The following is a 15,610-nucleotide window of genomic DNA, read 5'->3' as shown; positions in this document are numbered from 1 at the left end:
GGCCCTGAGGGGACGACACCCACCCGCACCACGGACGACGGCAGCCCCGGCGTGACTCACGGCCCCGCCCGGCGGGTGTGGTGCACACTGGCCAGATCCGCACCACCCAGGGAGCGCACCGTGATCGCGTCCAACGGCGAGGGACCGTTCCGCCAGGCCCATGCCCGCCAGGCCCATGTCGACCCGCTCGCCGGGCTGCGCACGGCGAGCGATCCGCCCTGGGACGTCTACCTCACGGGCACCGTCTTCCTGGACATCATCTTCACCGGGCTCGACTCCGCCCCCGTGCGCGGCACCGAGTCCTGGGCGCGCGGCATGGGTTCGAGCCCCGGCGGAGTCGCGAACATGGCGACCGCCCTCGCCCGGCTGGGACTGAAGACCTCCCTCGCCGCCGCCTTCGGGGACGACCACTACGGGGAGTACTGCTGGGACGCCCTGGAGCAGGGCGAGGGCATCGACCTGACGCCGTCGCGGACCGTGCCCGGCTGGCACTCGCCGGTCACCGTGTCGATGGCGTACGAGGGAGAGCGGACCATGGTCAGCCACGGGCACGAGCCGCCGCCCGAGGAGCCGGCCCCGGACTGCCCGCCACGCGCGCGGGCCGCCGTCGCCTCGCTGACCCCGGGAGTCCGCGCACCCTGGATCGCGCAGGCCGCGAGCCGGGGCACCCGGATCTTCGCGGACGTCGGCTGGGACGACACCGGCCGCTGGGACCTGGCGGGCCTCGCCGATCTGGCGCACTGCGAGGCGTTCCTGCCGAACGCCGAGGAGGCCATGCGGTACACCGGCGCCGACTGCCCGCGCGCGGCGGCGCACGCGCTGGCCGAGCACGTACCGCTGGCGGTCGTCACCCTCGGTGCCGAGGGTGCCTACGCCGTGGACGGCCGCTCCGGGGAGAGCGCCGAGGTCCCGGCGATCGCCGTCGAGGCGCTGGATCCCACGGGCGCGGGAGACGTCTTCGTCGCCGGATTCGTCATGGGGACCCTGGCCGACTGGCCGCTCTCCGACCGGCTCGCCTTCGCCGGGCTGACCGCCGCGCTCTCCGTCCAGGAGTTCGGCGGATCACTGTCGGCGCCCGGCTGGTCGGAGATCTCCGCCTGGTGGCGCCGGGTCCAGTCGGTCGACGACCAGGATCCGACGGCCCTGCGCCGGTACGCCTTCCTGGAGGGCCTGCTCCCCGAGGTCACCCGCCCCTGGCCGCTGCGGCGGGCGGTGCCGACGATCGGCTTCGGCCGCTCGGCGTGAGGCCGGCGGATCACCGGGACCGGCCGGGAGCCCCTGATCTCCCGCGGGTCACCTGAGCGTGCGGTCGGGGCGCCTGAGGTCACGACGTCGTGACCTCAGGAAAAGCCCTACGGCTCTGTCAGTGCCGCGACGTACGCTGGGAACCGCAAGGCTGCCCATGTGGCAAGCGTGCCGACCGAGGAGGATACGCAGGCCTACAGAGCCGGCCCATGACTCAGACACCCACAGCTCACGGCCCCGTTCAGGGGCAGGCACGCGCGCACTTCACCGTCCCGGCCAAGCACCCCATGGTGACTGTTCTGGGTTCCGGAGACGCCCTGCTGCGCGTGATCGAGAAGGCCTTCCCGGCGGCCGACATCCACGTCCGGGGAAACGAGATCAGTGCGGTCGGCGACGCCGGTGAAGTCGCTCTCGTCCAGCGCCTGTTCGACGAGATGATGCTGGTGCTCCGCACGGGGCAGCCCATGACGGAGGACGCAGTGGAACGCTCGATCGCCATGCTCAGGGCGAGCGAGAACGGGGAGGGCGATGGCCAGGAGACTCCGGCCGAAGTGCTCACGCAGAACATCCTGTCCTCGCGAGGCCGTACCATCCGCCCCAAGACGCTCAACCAGAAGCGCTACGTCGACGCCATCGACAAGCACACCATCGTGTTCGGCATCGGCCCCGCCGGTACCGGCAAGACGTACCTCGCCATGGCGAAGGCCGTCCAGGCGCTCCAGTCCAAGCAGGTCAACCGGATCATCCTGACCCGCCCGGCGGTCGAGGCCGGCGAGCGTCTCGGCTTCCTGCCCGGCACGCTCTACGAGAAGATCGACCCCTACCTGCGCCCGCTCTACGACGCGCTGCACGACATGCTCGACCCGGACTCGATCCCGCGCCTGATGGCGGCGGGCACGATCGAGGTCGCGCCGCTGGCGTACATGCGTGGTCGGACCCTCAACGACGCCTTCATCATCCTGGACGAGGCCCAGAACACGAGCCCCGAGCAGATGAAGATGTTCCTCACCCGGCTCGGCTTCGAATCGAAGATCGTGATCACGGGAGACGTGACACAGGTCGACCTTCCGAGCGGCACGAAGTCGGGTCTGCGGCAGGTCCAGGACATCCTGGAGGGCCTCGACGACGTCCACTTCTCGCGGCTCACGTCCCACGATGTCGTCCGGCACAAGCTGGTCGGCCGTATCGTCGACGCGTACGAGAAGTACGACAGCGAGAACGGCACCGAGAACGGCTCCCACAAGAGCCGGGGCCACAAGGGGAAGTAGACCAGCACCGCCATGTCGATCGACGTCAACAACGAATCCGGAACCGAGGTCGACGAGCAGGCGATCCTCGACATCGCCCGCTACGCGCTCGCGCGGATGCGCATCCACCCGCTCTCCGAGCTCTCGGTGATCGTCGTGGACACCGACGCCATGGAGCAGTTGCACATCCAGTGGATGGACCTGCCGGGGCCGACGGATGTCATGTCCTTCCCGATGGACGAGCTGCGTCCCCCGTCGAAGGACGACGACGAGCCGCCGCAGGGGTTGCTCGGCGACATCGTGCTCTGCCCCGAGGTCGCCGAGCGCCAGGGCAAGGAGGCCCCGACGGAGCACTCCATGGACGAGGAGCTCCAACTGCTCACCGTCCACGGCGTGCTGCACCTGCTCGGCTACGACCACGAGGAAGCCGACGAGAAGGCCGAGATGTTCGGTCTGCAGGCCGCCATCGTGGACGGCTGGCGCGCGGAGAAGGGCATGACGGGTCCGTCTCCGGCCCCGACCTTGTCATGAGCCCTCAGCTGGTCATCGGTGCCATCGCCCTGGTCGTCGTCGCCTGGCTCGCCGCCTGCGCGGAGGCGGGCCTCGCGCGCGTCTCCAGCTTCCGAGCCGAGGAGGCCGTGCGCAGCGGGCGGCGGGGCAGCGCCAAGCTCGCGCAGGTCGCCGCGGACCCGACGCGCTACCTGAACGTGGCGCTGCTCGTCCGCGTCGCCTGCGAGATGGCGGCCGCCGCGCTCGTCGTCTACGCCTGTCTGAAGGAGTTCGACAAGACCTGGCAGGCCCTCGCCGTCGCCATCGGCGTCATGGTCCTCGTGTCGTACGTCGCGGTCGGCGTCTCGCCGCGCACCATCGGCCGCCAGCACCCGCTGAACACCGCGACGGCGGCGGCGTACGTCCTGCTGCCGCTGGCCCGGATCATGGGCCCGATCCCCCCGCTGCTGATCCTCATCGGCAACGCGCTCACGCCCGGCAAGGGGTTCAGGCGCGGCCCGTTCGCCTCCGAGGCGGAGCTGCGGGCGCTGGTCGACCTCGCCGAGAAGGAGTCCCTCATCGAGGACGAGGAGCGCCGCATGGTGCACTCCGTCTTCGAGCTCGGCGACACCCTCGTGCGCGAGGTCATGGTGCCCCGCACGGACCTCGTCGTCATCGAGCGCTACAAGACGATCCGGCAGGCCCTCACCCTGGCCCTGCGCTCCGGCTTCTCGCGCATCCCGGTCACCGGGGAGAACGAGGACGACATCGTCGGGATCGTGTATCTGAAGGACCTGGCCCGCAAGACGCACATCAGCCGCGAGGCCGAGTCCGAGCTGGTGGCCACGGCCATGCGCCCGGCCACGTTCGTGCCCGACACCAAGAACGCGGGCGATCTGCTGCGCGAGATGCAGCAGGAGCGCAATCACGTCGCCGTCGTCATCGACGAGTACGGCGGCACGGCAGGCATCGTCACCATCGAGGACATCCTCGAGGAGATCGTCGGCGAGATCACCGACGAGTACGACCGCGAACTGCCGCCCGTCCAGGAGCTCGGCGACGACCGCTTCCGGGTGACCGCCCGCCTCGACATCGGAGACCTCGGCGAGCTGTACGGCTTCGAGGCCTACGACGACGAGGACGTGGAGACCGTCGGCGGACTGCTCGCCAAGGCGCTGGGGCGGGTGCCCATCGCCGGTGCCTCCTCGGTGGTCGAACTGCCCGACGGGCGTGAGCTGCGGCTGACGGCGGAGGCCGCGGCGGGCCGCCGGAACAAGATCGTCACGGTCCTCGTCGAGCCGGTCGGCCCGGCCGGGCCGCCGGTGGAGGAGAAGCCGGAGTGACCCCGCGGCAGCTGCGCGCCTTCTGCCTGTCCTTCAACGCGGCCGTCGAGGACTTTCCCTTCACCCCCGAGACCTCGGTCTTCAAGGTGCTGGGCAAGCTCTTCGCGCTGACGAACCTGGACGCGAGCCCGCTCACGGTCAATCTCAAGTGCGACCCGCAGGACGCGATCCGGCTGCGCGAGCAGTACCCGGGGCTGATCGTCCCGGGCTACCACATGAACAAACGGCACTGGAACACGGTGACCGCGGACGGCGAGCTCCCGGACCGCCTGGTCCGGGAGCTCGTCGAGGACTCGTACGATCTCGTCGTCGCCGGTCTGCCGCGGGCCGAGCGCCTGCGCCTCGACCGTCCCTGACCCTCAGCGGGTCCGCGTCGCGCCGCGTCGCCCGAGTCCCGCCGCGACCAGCCCCGCCGCCGCCAGCACGATCGCCGCGTCCAGGGCGAGGACCGTGTGGAGGCCGGCCAGCAGGTCGTCCGACGTGGTCGCGAGGACACCGAGCAGCGGGATGCCGACCGTGATGCCCACCTGCTGGGTGGAGGTCACCAGGCCGGTGGCCAGGCCCTGTTCCTCGTCGGGGACGCCCGAGGTGACGGTCAGGCCGTACGAGATGATCGCGCCCAAGTGGCACATGCTGGCCAGCGACACCGCGGCGGTGGCGATCCAGACGGACCAGAGGTGCGTGCCCAGCGTCAGCATCGTCGCCACGAACAGGCCCTGGCCGGCCAGCGAGCCGACCAGCGTACGGCGGGCGCCGACGCGGCCGATGACCTTCGGGGCGTACACCCCGGCGACGGCCGACAGCACCCCCTGCACGCCGAAGACCAGGCCGGTCTCGAAGGCGGAGAGCCCGAGGGTCTCCTGGAAGTACAGGGTCAGCACGAACACGACCGTCGACATCATCGAGAAGGTGACCAGGCCGCCCAGGTTGCCCCACGCCACCGTGCGACGGCGCAGCATCGGGAGGCTGACCAGCGGGGCGGCGGCGCGGGACTCGGCGCGGACGAAGGCGCCGAGCAGCAGAACGCCCACGACGAGCGTCGTGATCACGTCCGCGCCGCCGAAGCCGCGGTCCGCCGCCGTCGACAGGGCGTAGATCAGGGCCAGCAGGGCGCCGGTGACGGTGACCGCGCCCGGGATGTCCAGGCGCGGACGGTCCGGGGTCCGGGACTCGGGCAGCAGGCCCGGAGCCAGCGGCAGCACGATCAGCGCGAACACCGACAGCAGACCCATCGTCGAACGCCAGCCGAGCGCGTCCGTCAGGACGCCGCCCGCCACCATGCCGACCGTGAAGCCGAGCGACAGGAGCGTGCCCGAGATGCCGAGCGCGCGGTCACGCGCGGGGCCCTCCGGGAAGGTAGTGGTCAGCAGCGACATGCCGGTCGGGACGATCGCCGCCGCGCCCAGGCCCTGCAGGGCGCGTCCGGCCAGGAACGACGTCGGGTCCCAGGCGAAGGTCGCCAGCAGCGAGGCCGTCCCGAACAACGCCAGTCCGCCGAGGAAGAGCCTGCGGCGGCCGTACAGATCGCCGATGCGGCCGAAGAGGAGCAGGAAGCCGCCGGACGGCAGCGCGAAGGCGGTGACCGCCCACTGGAGCGCCGAGCGGCTCATGCCGAGGTCGGCGCCGAGCACGGGCAGCGCCACGTTCAGGACGGAGAAGTCCAGCGCGACCATGAACTGGGCCGCGCACAACACGAAGAGGACGAGCCGGTCGCGTCGCGACAGCCGGCTGCCGAGGGGTGGGTGGTCCTTCCCCAGGGCCGGGGGAGCCGGGCGAGCAGGAGGAGCGGAGGAACGGTGGATCCGGAGGCCGTTCGGGGGGCCTGAGTCGATGTCAGCAGTGATGCCAACGTCGATGGCCGGGTCGTTGTCCGGGTCGTTGTCTGAGCCGATGCCTGGATCGGTGCCCGGCGGCGGGGTGTCGCCGGGGGTGCGGTCGGTGGACGCGGTCGTTGTCTCGGTCGCCATGGCAACAGCCTGCGGCGGCCGGAATATCCGTGGGGAGCCGGAACTTATGCTGGTGGTCGCACCACCAGCCACCGGAGGGGGACGCGTAGGTGAGCGAGGACGTGCTCAAGACCCATCGGCGCCCGGAACTGCGGGACTTCCTGATGAGCCGCAGGGCGCGGGTGTCACCGGCCGAGGCCGGGCTCCCGGACGGCGGTGCCCGCCGCCGCACACCGGGGCTGCGCCGTGAGGAGGTCGCCGTCCTCGCGGGCGTCGGGGCGTCCTGGTACCAGTGGCTGGAGCAGGGGCGGGACATCTCCGTGTCGTCGCAGGTCCTCGACTCGGTCGCCCGCGTGCTGCGGCTCAGCAACACCGAGCGGCGCCATCTGTACACGCTGGCCGGACTGAACCCGCCCGCCCCCGAAGTCGCCCCCGGGGACCGGGACATGTGCGACGGGCTGCGGCGGCTGATCGACACGTGGATGCCGTATCCGGCACACATCATGGACCCGTACTACAACTGCGTCATGTACAACGACGCCGCTCAGGTCGTCCTCGGCATGCGTCCCGAGAACACCCAGAACTGCATCGTCGACTTCTTCACCGACCCGCTCTACCGGGGCCGTTCGCGGACCTGGGAGCGCAACGCGCGCACCGTCGTGGCCCAGTTCCGCGCGTCGTGCGCCGCCGCGCCGGACGACGAGGGGTTCCGTGAACTGCTGGCCCGACTCACCGAGGCCAGCGCCGAGTTCGCGGAACTGTGGGAGCGGCGGGACATCGAGGACGCCGGGCAGATCCGCAAGGAGCTCGACCATCCGCTGGTGGGGCTGCTCGCCGTCGAGTCCACGGCGATGAAGGTACCGGTCCGGCCCGACCTCACGATCGTGCTGCACACACCGCTGCCGGAGGCGAACACGGCGTCGAAGCTGGAGTGGCTGGCCTCGCCGGAGGGCCGGCGCGGCTCGATGTATCCGGTGGCCGGCTGACCCGACGTGCCCGGTGACCCTTCGGCGGGAGCGCGCGCCGGCACTTCGTATGCTCTGGTCATGACCGACAGCAGCGCGCTCGACCCCGAGGACCGCAAGATCGTCACCCTGGCCCGCTCCACGCGGGCCCGCAACGGTGTGCCCGAGGGGGCCGCCGTACGGGACGAGACGGGGCGTACCTACGTCGCCGGGACCGTGGAGCTGACGTCCTTGCGGCTGAGCGCCCTGCAGACCGCCGTGGCGATGGCCGTGGCGTCCGGTGCGAAGTCCCTGGAGGCGGCGGCCGTGGTGTCCGAGGCGGAGGCCGTCGCGGACGCGGACCGCGCGGCCGTACGGGATCTCGGCGGGCCCGGGACTCCGGTGCTGCTGGCCGGGCTCGACGGCGTCGTACGGCAGACGGTGACGGCAGGCTGAGAAGGGCTTCCCCCGGTCCGCCGGCCCCGGCCCGCGGCCGAGCACCCGGCGCGGGCGGTGCGGCGTGGGCCGGCGGAGGCGGGGGTCTCTCAGAAGCCGAGCTTGCGCAGCTGCCGGGGGTCCCGCTGCCAGTCCTTGGCGACCTTCACATGGAGGTCGAGGAAGACCGGCGTGCCCAGCAGGGCCTCGATCTGCTTGCGGGACTTGATGCCGACGTCCTTGAGCCGCTTGCCCTTGGGGCCGATGATGATGCCCTTCTGGCTGGGGCGCTCGATGTAGACGAAGGCGTGGATGTCGAGGAGCGGCTTGTCGGCGGGGCGGTCCTCCCGCGGCAGCATCTCCTCGACCACGACGGCGATGGAGTGCGGAAGCTCGTCACGGACGCCCTCCAGGGCGGCCTCGCGGATCAGCTCCGCGATCATGACCTGCTCGGGCTCGTCCGTCAGGTCGCCCTCGGGATAGAGGGCGGGCCCCTCCGGCAGCAGCGGGACGATCAGGTCCGCCAGCAGACCCACCTGCGTGTCCGCGACCGCGGACACCGGCACGATCTCGGCCCACTCGAACCCCAGCTCGCGGCCGAGCTGGTCGATCGCGATGAGCTGCTCGGCGAGCGTCTTGCTGTCGACGAGGTCGGTCTTCGTGACGATCGCGATCTTCGGCGTCTTCTTGATGGACGCCAGTTCCTTCGCGATGAAACGGTCACCCGGGCCGAGCTTCTCGTTCGCGGGCAGGCAGAAGCCGATCACGTCGACCTCGGCCCAGGTGGTGCGCACGATGTCGTTGAGCCGCTCACCCAGCAGCGTGCGCGGTTTGTGCAGGCCAGGGGTGTCGACGAGGATCAGCTGCGCGTCGGGCCGGTGCACGATGCCGCGCACGGTGTGCCGCGTGGTCTGCGGCTGGTTCGCGGTGATCGCCACCTTCTGGCCGACCAGAGCGTTCGTGAGGGTGGACTTGCCCGCGTTGGGGCGGCCCACGAAACAGGCGAAGCCGGCGCGGTGGTTCCCCACTGCCTCGAGGGCGTGCGGGGCGCCCCCGTCCTTGGACGGCTCGGATGACTGGTTGCGAACGCTCATGGCGCCCATTCTCCCTGATCGTCGGGCGCCCGCCGTACCAAGTTGTTCGATACCCGGGAAGCGGGCATTCCGATACCCGCGCACCGGATGTACGGGGACCCGAGCACAGGGCGTTCAGGGACCCGCGCACCGGGTGTTCAGGGACGAGTGCACCGGGCGTTCAGGAACGCGCGCACGGGACCTTCCTACGCCGCGCACCGGGTGTCCCGATGGTGAGGATTCGGAAATCACGGCGCAATGAAACACATCGGAAACGCGGGTGAACGCAACCGGAAATGCGCGCCCGTGACGCTCTGACGACGCCCCCACCCCGTTGGAGAGACCGTGACTCTGGCCGCCCGGATCGACACCGGCGACACAGCCTGGCTGCTCGCCGCCACCGCGCTCGTCCTCCTGATGACCCCCGGCCTCGCCCTGTTCTACGGCGGCATGGTCCGGGCGAAGAGCGTCCTCAACATGCTGATGATGAGCTTCGTGTCGATCGCCTTGGTCACGGTGGTGTGGCTGGCCGCCGGATACTCCCTCGCCTTCGGCGAGGACGCGTTCGGCGGGCTCATCGGCGGGCTGCGGCACGCGGGGATGGCCGGGGTCGGGCCGGACAGCGTGCAGGGCACCGTCCCCACCCTGCTCTTCGCCACCTTCCAGCTCACCTTCGCGATCATCACCGCCGCGCTGATCAGCGGGGCGATCGCCGACCGGGCGAAGTTCGGGGCGTGGCTCGTCTTCGTGCCCGCCTGGGCGCTGCTCGTATACGTTCCCGTAGCGCACTGGGTGTGGGGCCCGGGCGGCTGGATCCGTGACGGTCTCGGCGCCCTCGACTTCGCGGGCGGTATGCCGGTCGAGATCACCTCGGGTGCCTCGGGGCTCGCGCTGTGCCTGGTCCTCGGGCCGCGGCTCGGCTTCAAGAAGGACGCCATGCGGCCGCACAACCTGCCCATGGTGATGCTCGGCGCCGGTCTCCTCTGGTTCGGCTGGTTCGGCTTCAACGCCGGGTCCGCCCTCGGCGCCAACGGTCTGGCCGCCGCGGCCTTCCTCAACACCCTCGCCGCCGGCTGCACGGGCCTGCTCGGCTGGCTCCTCGTCGAGCAGCGGCGAGACGGCCACCCGACCACACTGGGCGCCGCCTCGGGCGCGGTCGCCGGTCTGGTGGCCATCACCCCGTCCTGCGGGGTGGTGTCCCTGCTGGGCGCGCTCGCCGTCGGACTCGCCGCCGGTGCCGTCTGCTCGTACGCGGTGAGCTGGAAGTTCAGGCTGAACTACGACGACTCGCTGGACGTCGTCGGCGTCCACCTGGTCGGCGGAGTCATCGGCACGCTGCTCATCGGGGTCTTCGCCGTCCACGAGATGACGGGCGGGGCCGACGGGCTGCTGTACGGCGGCGGGCTCGGCCAGCTCGGCAGGCAGCTGGTCGGTGTGGTGGCCGTCGGGGCGTACGCCTTCGCCGTCACGTACGGACTCGGCAAGCTGATCGACCGGCTCATGGGCCTGCGCGCGGACGAGGAGCACGAGCAGACCGGCCTGGACCTTACGGTGCACGCCGAGAGCGCCTACGATCACGGGGTCCTGGGCCATGGCGCCCCGGTTTCCGCGTCCCTCCCCACCGCGCAGAAGGTCAAGCCCTCGGCATGAAGCTCATCACCGCGATCGTCAAGCCCCACCGACTCGACGAGGTCAAGGCCGCCCTGCAGGAGATCGGCGTGCACGGGCTGACCGTCACCGAGGCCAGCGGCTACGGGCGTCAGCGCGGGCACACCGAGGTGTACCGCGGCGCGGAGTACCGGGTCGACCTGGTCCCCAAGGTCCGGATCGAGGTCGTCGTCGAGGACGCGGACGCCGACGCGGTCATCGACGCGGTGGTGAAGGCCGCGCAGACCGGGAAGATCGGGGACGGAAAGGTGTGGTCCGTACCCGTGGAGACGGTGGTGCGGGTACGGACTGGCGAACGCGGGCCCGACGCACTCTGATCGTCACCACCGCCGCGGCGAACGCGGCTCCCACCACCACGGCCACCAGCCACGGCAGCGCGAGGAACGACACCTGCGCCGACTCCCGGGTTCCGGGGGCGCTGGCCGTCAACGTCACATCGCCCCAGTCGAGTTGAGGCGACCCGTGCCAGGGTTCGGTGAGCCGGACCCGCTGGCCCGGGAGCAGTTCCGAGGGGATGTCCGTGAGCCCGCGGGACAGCAGGGTCCGCCCGAAGAGCCCCTCGGCCTTCAGACGCACCTTCGGGTTCAGCGTCACGTTGCCCGTGTTGTGGAGGGTGTAGGAGACGGTGGCCGTGGCGGTGCCCGTGCCGGGGACCAGCGGCTGGTGGTGGGTGAGACGGACCTTCTCCACGGCCAGGGCGGGAACCGTCGGCCCGCCGACCCGGAGATAGACACGGGCGGCGACCGCCCTCCGCACACCGACCGCGAGGGAGCCCCCGCCCGTCTCGATCCGTTCGTCGAGCGCCACCAGAGCGCCCGGATGGTCGCCGGGTTCGGCCTTCGCCGGGACCCGGAGCGTGAACGGCACGGTGACCTTGCCGTGCGCCGGCACGGTGACCCGGGAGCGGGCCGGCCGGGCCCACGCTCCCACCCCGCGCTGCTTCTCCTTCAGCGTGCGCACGGCGAACCCGCCGTCGCGGGCGGTGTTGTAGGCGTCGGCCGCGTACAGCCGGAACGTCAGGGCCCGGCCGGTCTTGTTGGCGACGGTGACCTTGTCCCGGAGGGTCTGGCCGGGGTCGGCGGAGAGGTAGAAGTACGGCCGCGCGGCGATGCGCGAGGAGACGGGGTAGACCGACCAGCTGCCGTTGTCGGCCGCGTACGAGGGCGTCGCCAGGAGGGCGAGCAAGGCAGGGAGCAGGCTCAGGAGGAGGGCATACGGCTTGCGCATGGGTGCGGACCCCCGCGGACGGCATGGGCGGGACGAGGTGGACGGGCGGGTGCGCGCCCGGCCACCGGGGTGCGGATGGACCGGTCGAGTGGCGGACCGGTCAGCTGAGCGTCAGCGTGAGCACGCCGGAGTAGGAGCCGGGAGGCGTGAACTCCGGTACGTTCAGCGACAGTCCGGCGTCGACGGTGAACTCACCACCGGTGAGCGTCCCGTTGGGGGTGGATGCCAGGGTCGCACCCGAGGTGCCCACCGTGCCGGACGAGCCGGCCTGGCAGGTGCTCGGGCTGCCGGCCTTCGTGGCGCAGGCCGGGGCCCAGCTCAGGGCACCGGCATCGATCTTCGCGCCGGGGCCGGTGAAGTCGGTGACCTTGCCGGTCAGGGACCAGCCCGCGGGTCCGCCGCGGAAGTCCTTGACCGTCACCGTCCGCAGGGCGCCCGTGGAGGCCCCGCCCTTGCCGAAGTCGACCGCCGACAGTGCGACGGCGTCCCCGGCCTGGGTCATCGACAGGGTTCCCGCCCGCACCGTGGTGGTGAGCTTCTGACTGCCGTCCGGGACGGGCGTGTCGTCGATGACGACATACGCGGCGGGACCCGCTCCGGTGTCCGGGTCCCAGCTTCCCCCTTCGTACGCGACCACGCCGGTCGTCGTCTTGTCGTTGACGACGAGCGAGCCGCTGAAGGAGCCCTGGGCGTCCGCGGTCACGGTCGCCGTGTCGGCGGTCTGGGTGGCCCCGGACCGTCCGGCGAGGGTGACGGTGGCGCCCGGGGTGAAGTCGCTGCCGGTGACGGTCACGCTGTCACCGGGGTTCCCGGAGGCCGAACCGAGCTGGATGGCCCGGGTGTTGGTCTGTCCGCCGCCCGTCGCGGTGACCGTCTCCGAGACCGGGGCGGGCGGGGTGATGACCGTGCACGGGGTGTCCAGCTCCATGATGTAGCTGGTGTGGATGTTGTAGTCGCTGGGCGACAGGGTGATCGCGCCGGGCGCGGTGACGGTGAACGTGCCGGTCATGCTGAACGACGGGAAGGCGCCCTTGCCGGGCACCGGGTCGTTCTTCTTGGGACCGGCGACGGTGACGCTTCCGGTCTGCGCCCCGCCGAGCGCGACCTTGCCGGTGGGCGTCATGATGTCCGCCGGCAGCGCCAGGTCGACGGGGTTGCTGGCGGCGGGCTTGACCACCGTGTAGGTCACGGTGACCGTGTCGCCGACCTTGGGACTCGTGTTGTCCACCGTGATCTTCGCGGTGGTGGTGCCGTCGATCGGCGGGATGCCCGCGATCGCCGGCGGGATGCAGTGCGTGGCGAAGTCCACGTTCGTGGAAGCGGCTCCGGCCGGGGCGGCCAGCGCACCTCCCGCGGTGACCGCGAGAGCGGTCGCCCCGAGCAGTGCCGCCCAGCGGCGTCTTCGGGTTGTCGGACCCGTGGTTGACATGGTTGTTGCCCCCTCCTGAGGGATGCGGGCGCAGCGGCTCATCCGCGCCGACAGGGGGCCATTGATGTGCGGGCTGTGTGAGAAGTCAATGGAGTCCCGAAGCAGTGACTGATGGCCCATCAGTTTCTGTCATGGTCATCAACCAAGCCTGAAATCAGGTGAGTTGCGGGGGCCCGGTGCCGCTGCGCGCGGGCGGCACCGGCCCTCACGTCATGCCATGTCGCGGCCGGGTCAGTCGAAGACGAACGGGCCCGGGGACTGCGGCGCGTCGGCCGTGCAGGTGATGGTGATGCCGAAGATCACCATGCTCAGGGAGCCGCCGTAGGTCTCCAGGCTGTCGCCGGAGGCGACGGTGCCGTCCAGGGGGCCCACCGAGACCCCGCCGCCCGCGGCGATCGCGGGGTTCCTCGTGCCGCTGAAGGCGGTGGTCCCGCCGCTCGGGTTCACCAGGGTCAGGGTGGAGGTGACCGAGTTCTCGGCCACGGGGATCGGGGCCGTGATGTCGGTGGAGCTGAGGGTGATGGTCGCGGCCGTGCCGTCCTGCGTGGCCGTGAGGGTGGCCGCGCCGCTGCCGCCGATGCTGCAGGTCGCGTCGATGGTGGCCGTCTGGGGAGTGACGGCCGCGGCGGCCGGCGCGAAGGCCAGGCCGGTCGCGGCGAGGGTGCCGGCGGCCAACGCCGCGACGGTTCCGAGTCGCTTGCCTCTCATCGGATTCCCTTCCCTTGTGGGGGAATTGCCATGGGGGGATGGTCGGGACGGGTCCGTCCGCCCTGGGTCCGGGCACACGGGCTCCTCACCTGTGTGCGCGGTGAGGGTGCGGGGAGACGTGTACGCGGACCGTCCGCGCGTGGGGTGCGGGACGCTGTGCGGCGGCGTGTCTGACGGTCCGTCGGAATGTGCGGTTCCATTGAGGCGCGGGTGGCTCACGATTGCAAGGGAAGCGGACCCTTTCCTTCAACGGTCGTGGAAAGTGGCCGAAGTTGAACGCGGGCCCGGGCGTCACCTCGGCCCGGCGGCCGGCCCGGTGGCCGGCGCCAGGTTCTGCAGGCCCACCACGCGCAGCAGCTGGAGGCGCTCGTGCGACTCGGTGCCGGGGCGCGCCGTGTGCACGATGAGGAGCTGGTGGTCGCCGGAACTGAGCAGGAACTCGCAGTCGAGCTCCAGCAGACCGACCGTGGGGTGCAGGAACCGCTTCGTCGCGGACCGCCGCCCCCGACCTCGTGGGACTCCCACAGGTCCGCGAACTCCTTGCTCGTGGAGCGGAGTTCGGCCACCAGAGCGGCGGGCGCCGGATCGTCGGGGCGGGCCGCCGTGACCGCGCGCAGGTTGTACGACCGCACCGACCCCGACCCCTGGAGCGACATCGTCTCCACCGACCGCATCCGCCACGACCTGGGCTTCCGCCCGGTGTACCCGTCACTGTGGACGGCCAGGGACGCGGGGGCTCTGTGACGGGTTGGGCCCGTCCCGGGCCCTTCGCCCCGTTCGTCCTCGCGGGATCGCCGGTCCTGCCCGTCCGGCCGGGTGAGACCGTCCGGCGCCGGGGTCGTCAGGCCCGTGCGACAGTCCGGCCCGGCGGGGTCGTCCGGTCCCTCCGGCGCGTACGACCGTCCGGATCGCCCGGCGTGCCAGGTCCGCCCGGCCCACCCGGACGGCGAGGCTGGCCCGGCCCGCCCGGGGCCACTCAGTCCGCCGGCTCCGCGATCAGGGCCGTTGCCACGCGGCGGAATCCCAGCCGGCCGTAGATGCGGGCCACGTCGTCGTCACCGGCGGACAGGAACACCGTGTCGACGCCGCGAGTCCGGGCGTCGGCCACCAGAGCGGCGGTCACCGCGAGGGCCAGCCCGCGGCGGCGCGCGGCGGGCAGGGTGCCGACGCCCGCGACCTCGCTCACCCGGCCGACGGGCAGATGCATTCCGGAGCAGAGGACCACGCCGTCCTCGACGGCCGCGGCCACCACCGTGCGGCCCTCGCGGACGCGCTCCGCCGCAGCGGGCAGCTCACCGGCCCGGGCGGTGATCTCGGCGGCCAGTTCGGCGGGCCCGGCCGGGCCGAGGGCCGTGCCGGGAGCGGCGAACGCCAGGTGCGGGACCGCCAGCGCACCCGCCAGGAAAGGGTCCTCGGGACCGAGTACGCGGACGAGGGGGTGCGGGTCGGGGAGGACGGCGTCCGGGTCGTCGCCGTCCCGGACCATCAGCGGGTGCGCGTGCACCCGCAGCCCCGTCGCCCCGACGGCCTCCCGCAGGCCCGGTGTCACCTCGGCCACCCACTCGAACGCTTCCGGCACCCCGAGCTCGCGCTGCCGGGCCCGTACGCGGTCGACGTCCTCGGCGGTCGCGGCCGGGCCCGTCCAGTCGGGTGTAGGGCGTGCGTAGTAGGGCCAGCCCGGGGACTCCCGGACGAAGAGGGTGAGCGGACCGAAGTCCTCGGCCCGCGCGGCGGCACGCGGCACCGCGTCGTAGTACTGCTCCAGTCGGCCGAGCGATGAGTTCACGGTGGTCATACCGCCATCCAAGACGACCACCCCGGCGGAGTCACCCGATTTCGGACCGCCCCAGCCCTCC

15 protein-coding genes and 2 pseudogenes are annotated in these 15,610 nt (G+C 71.8%); 10 read left to right on the top strand and 7 right to left on the bottom strand.

The window, feature by feature from the left end; genetic code table 11:
- The first annotated feature begins 120 nt into the window (after positions 1 to 120).
- From ACWD68_RS19250 to ACWD68_RS19230, 5 genes are all read left to right on the top strand, one after another.
- Complete coding sequence (locus tag ACWD68_RS19250) at positions 121 to 1,245, top strand: carbohydrate kinase family protein (RefSeq protein ID WP_451807617.1); 1,125 nt, start codon at positions 121 to 123, stop codon at positions 1,243 to 1,245.
- Between the two features lie 209 nt (positions 1,246 to 1,454).
- Entirely contained in the window at positions 1,455 to 2,513 is a 1,059-nt protein-coding gene (locus ACWD68_RS19245) for a PhoH family protein (RefSeq protein ID WP_451807616.1), read from the top strand.
- 12 nt (positions 2,514 to 2,525) lie between these two features.
- Complete coding sequence (ybeY, locus tag ACWD68_RS19240) at positions 2,526 to 3,023, top strand: rRNA maturation RNase YbeY (protein ID WP_451807615.1); 498 nt, start codon at positions 2,526 to 2,528, stop codon at positions 3,021 to 3,023.
- Positions 3,020 to 4,324 (top strand): hemolysin family protein, encoded by a 1,305-nt coding sequence (locus tag ACWD68_RS19235; protein ID WP_451807614.1) that lies wholly within the window; start codon positions 3,020 to 3,022, stop codon positions 4,322 to 4,324. Before ybeY ends, ACWD68_RS19235 begins: the two co-directional genes overlap by 4 nt.
- The gene (locus ACWD68_RS19230; RefSeq protein ID WP_451807613.1) at positions 4,321 to 4,680 is read left to right on the top strand and encodes an MmcQ/YjbR family DNA-binding protein; all 360 of its coding nucleotides are present in this window, start codon (positions 4,321 to 4,323) and stop codon (positions 4,678 to 4,680) included. The genes ACWD68_RS19235 and ACWD68_RS19230 overlap by 4 nt, the downstream gene beginning before the upstream one ends.
- A gap of 3 nt (positions 4,681 to 4,683) precedes the next feature.
- Here the strand turns inward: ACWD68_RS19230 and ACWD68_RS19225 are convergent, their stop codons facing one another.
- A complete protein-coding gene (locus ACWD68_RS19225) occupies positions 4,684 to 6,291 on the bottom strand; it encodes an MFS transporter (protein ID WP_451807612.1) in 1,608 nt (535 codons plus the stop codon).
- A 143-nt stretch (positions 6,292 to 6,434) separates the two neighbouring features.
- On the opposite strand from ACWD68_RS19225, the gene ACWD68_RS19220 reads away from it, so the two are divergent.
- Together ACWD68_RS19220 and ACWD68_RS19215 are read left to right on the top strand one after the other, a co-directional pair.
- Positions 6,435 to 7,256 (top strand): helix-turn-helix transcriptional regulator, encoded by an 822-nt coding sequence (locus ACWD68_RS19220; RefSeq protein WP_451807681.1) that lies wholly within the window; start codon positions 6,435 to 6,437, stop codon positions 7,254 to 7,256.
- A 60-nt stretch (positions 7,257 to 7,316) separates the two neighbouring features.
- Positions 7,317 to 7,670, top strand: coding sequence for a cytidine deaminase (locus tag ACWD68_RS19215; RefSeq protein ID WP_351538537.1), 354 nt, complete (start codon positions 7,317 to 7,319; stop codon positions 7,668 to 7,670).
- Between the two features lie 89 nt (positions 7,671 to 7,759).
- On the opposite strand, the gene era is transcribed toward ACWD68_RS19215, so the two are convergent.
- Positions 7,760 to 8,752 (bottom strand): GTPase Era, encoded by a 993-nt coding sequence (gene era / locus ACWD68_RS19210; protein WP_451807611.1) that lies wholly within the window; start codon positions 8,750 to 8,752, stop codon positions 7,760 to 7,762.
- Positions 8,753 to 9,067: 315 nt separating this feature from the next.
- Here era and ACWD68_RS19205 point away from each other — a divergent pair, with 315 nt between their 5' ends.
- Positions 9,068 to 10,372 carry an ammonium transporter gene (locus ACWD68_RS19205; protein WP_451807610.1) on the top strand — a complete coding sequence of 435 codons (1,305 nt, stop codon included), beginning with the start codon at positions 9,068 to 9,070 and terminating at the stop codon, positions 10,370 to 10,372.
- Positions 10,369 to 10,707, top strand: coding sequence for a P-II family nitrogen regulator (locus ACWD68_RS19200; protein WP_385694445.1), 339 nt, complete (start codon positions 10,369 to 10,371; stop codon positions 10,705 to 10,707). The genes ACWD68_RS19205 and ACWD68_RS19200 overlap by 4 nt, the downstream gene beginning before the upstream one ends.
- Here the strand turns inward: ACWD68_RS19200 and ACWD68_RS19195 are convergent.
- From ACWD68_RS19195 to ACWD68_RS19180, 4 genes and pseudogenes are all read right to left on the bottom strand, one after another.
- Positions 10,604 to 11,617 (bottom strand): annotated as a pseudogene (locus ACWD68_RS19195) (WxL protein peptidoglycan domain-containing protein); the annotation flags it as partial. The gene ACWD68_RS19200 and the pseudogene ACWD68_RS19195 overlap by 104 nt on opposite strands.
- Positions 11,618 to 11,717: 100 nt before the next feature.
- Positions 11,718 to 13,046, bottom strand: a complete 1,329-nt coding sequence (locus ACWD68_RS19190; protein ID WP_451807609.1) for a beta-xylosidase — start codon at positions 13,044 to 13,046, stop codon at positions 11,718 to 11,720.
- A gap of 231 nt (positions 13,047 to 13,277) precedes the next feature.
- Positions 13,278 to 13,754, bottom strand: a complete 477-nt coding sequence (locus ACWD68_RS19185) for a hypothetical protein (RefSeq protein ID WP_451807608.1) — start codon at positions 13,752 to 13,754, stop codon at positions 13,278 to 13,280.
- Between the two features lie 291 nt (positions 13,755 to 14,045).
- Positions 14,046 to 14,374, bottom strand: a pseudogene (locus tag ACWD68_RS19180) (MmyB family transcriptional regulator); the annotation flags it as partial.
- Between ACWD68_RS19180 and ACWD68_RS19175 the strand changes: the two are divergent.
- Positions 14,301 to 14,498 (top strand): hypothetical protein, encoded by a 198-nt coding sequence (locus ACWD68_RS19175; protein ID WP_451807682.1) that lies wholly within the window; start codon positions 14,301 to 14,303, stop codon positions 14,496 to 14,498. The pseudogene ACWD68_RS19180 and the gene ACWD68_RS19175 sit on opposite strands and share 74 nt — an antisense overlap.
- A 232-nt stretch (positions 14,499 to 14,730) precedes the next feature.
- On the opposite strand, the gene ACWD68_RS19170 is transcribed toward ACWD68_RS19175, so the two are convergent.
- A complete protein-coding gene (locus tag ACWD68_RS19170) occupies positions 14,731 to 15,549 on the bottom strand; it encodes a GNAT family N-acetyltransferase (protein WP_451807607.1) in 819 nt (272 codons plus the stop codon).
- Between the last annotated feature and the right edge of the window lie 61 nt (positions 15,550 to 15,610).

The sequence above is a fragment of the Streptomyces sp. NPDC005141 genome, assembly GCF_053599975.1.
Note: the sequence above shows the minus strand (reverse complement) of the source record. Positions and strands in the feature narration are given on the sequence as shown.

Excerpts from the sequence above, each read along its gene's own strand:
- ybeY (WP_451807615.1), top strand. The coding sequence starts at position 2,526 with ATGTCGATCGACGTCAACAACGAATCCGGAACCGAGGTCGACGAGCAG.
- ACWD68_RS19170 (WP_451807607.1), bottom strand. The coding sequence starts at position 15,549 with ATGACCACCGTGAACTCATCGCTCGGCCGACTGGAGCAGTACTACGAC.
- ACWD68_RS19235 (WP_451807614.1), top strand. The coding sequence starts at position 3,020 with ATGAGCCCTCAGCTGGTCATCGGTGCCATCGCCCTGGTCGTCGTCGCC.
- ACWD68_RS19245 (WP_451807616.1), top strand. The coding sequence starts at position 1,455 with ATGACTCAGACACCCACAGCTCACGGCCCCGTTCAGGGGCAGGCACGC.
- ACWD68_RS19185 (WP_451807608.1), bottom strand. The coding sequence starts at position 13,754 with ATGAGAGGCAAGCGACTCGGAACCGTCGCGGCGTTGGCCGCCGGCACC.
- ACWD68_RS19190 (WP_451807609.1), bottom strand. The coding sequence starts at position 13,046 with ATGTCAACCACGGGTCCGACAACCCGAAGACGCCGCTGGGCGGCACTG.
- ACWD68_RS19225 (WP_451807612.1), bottom strand. The coding sequence starts at position 6,291 with ATGGCGACCGAGACAACGACCGCGTCCACCGACCGCACCCCCGGCGAC.
- ACWD68_RS19200 (WP_385694445.1), top strand. The coding sequence starts at position 10,369 with ATGAAGCTCATCACCGCGATCGTCAAGCCCCACCGACTCGACGAGGTC.
- era (WP_451807611.1), bottom strand. The coding sequence starts at position 8,752 with ATGGGCGCCATGAGCGTTCGCAACCAGTCATCCGAGCCGTCCAAGGAC.
- ACWD68_RS19215 (WP_351538537.1), top strand. The coding sequence starts at position 7,317 with ATGACCGACAGCAGCGCGCTCGACCCCGAGGACCGCAAGATCGTCACC.
- ACWD68_RS19220 (WP_451807681.1), top strand. The coding sequence starts at position 6,435 with ATGAGCCGCAGGGCGCGGGTGTCACCGGCCGAGGCCGGGCTCCCGGAC.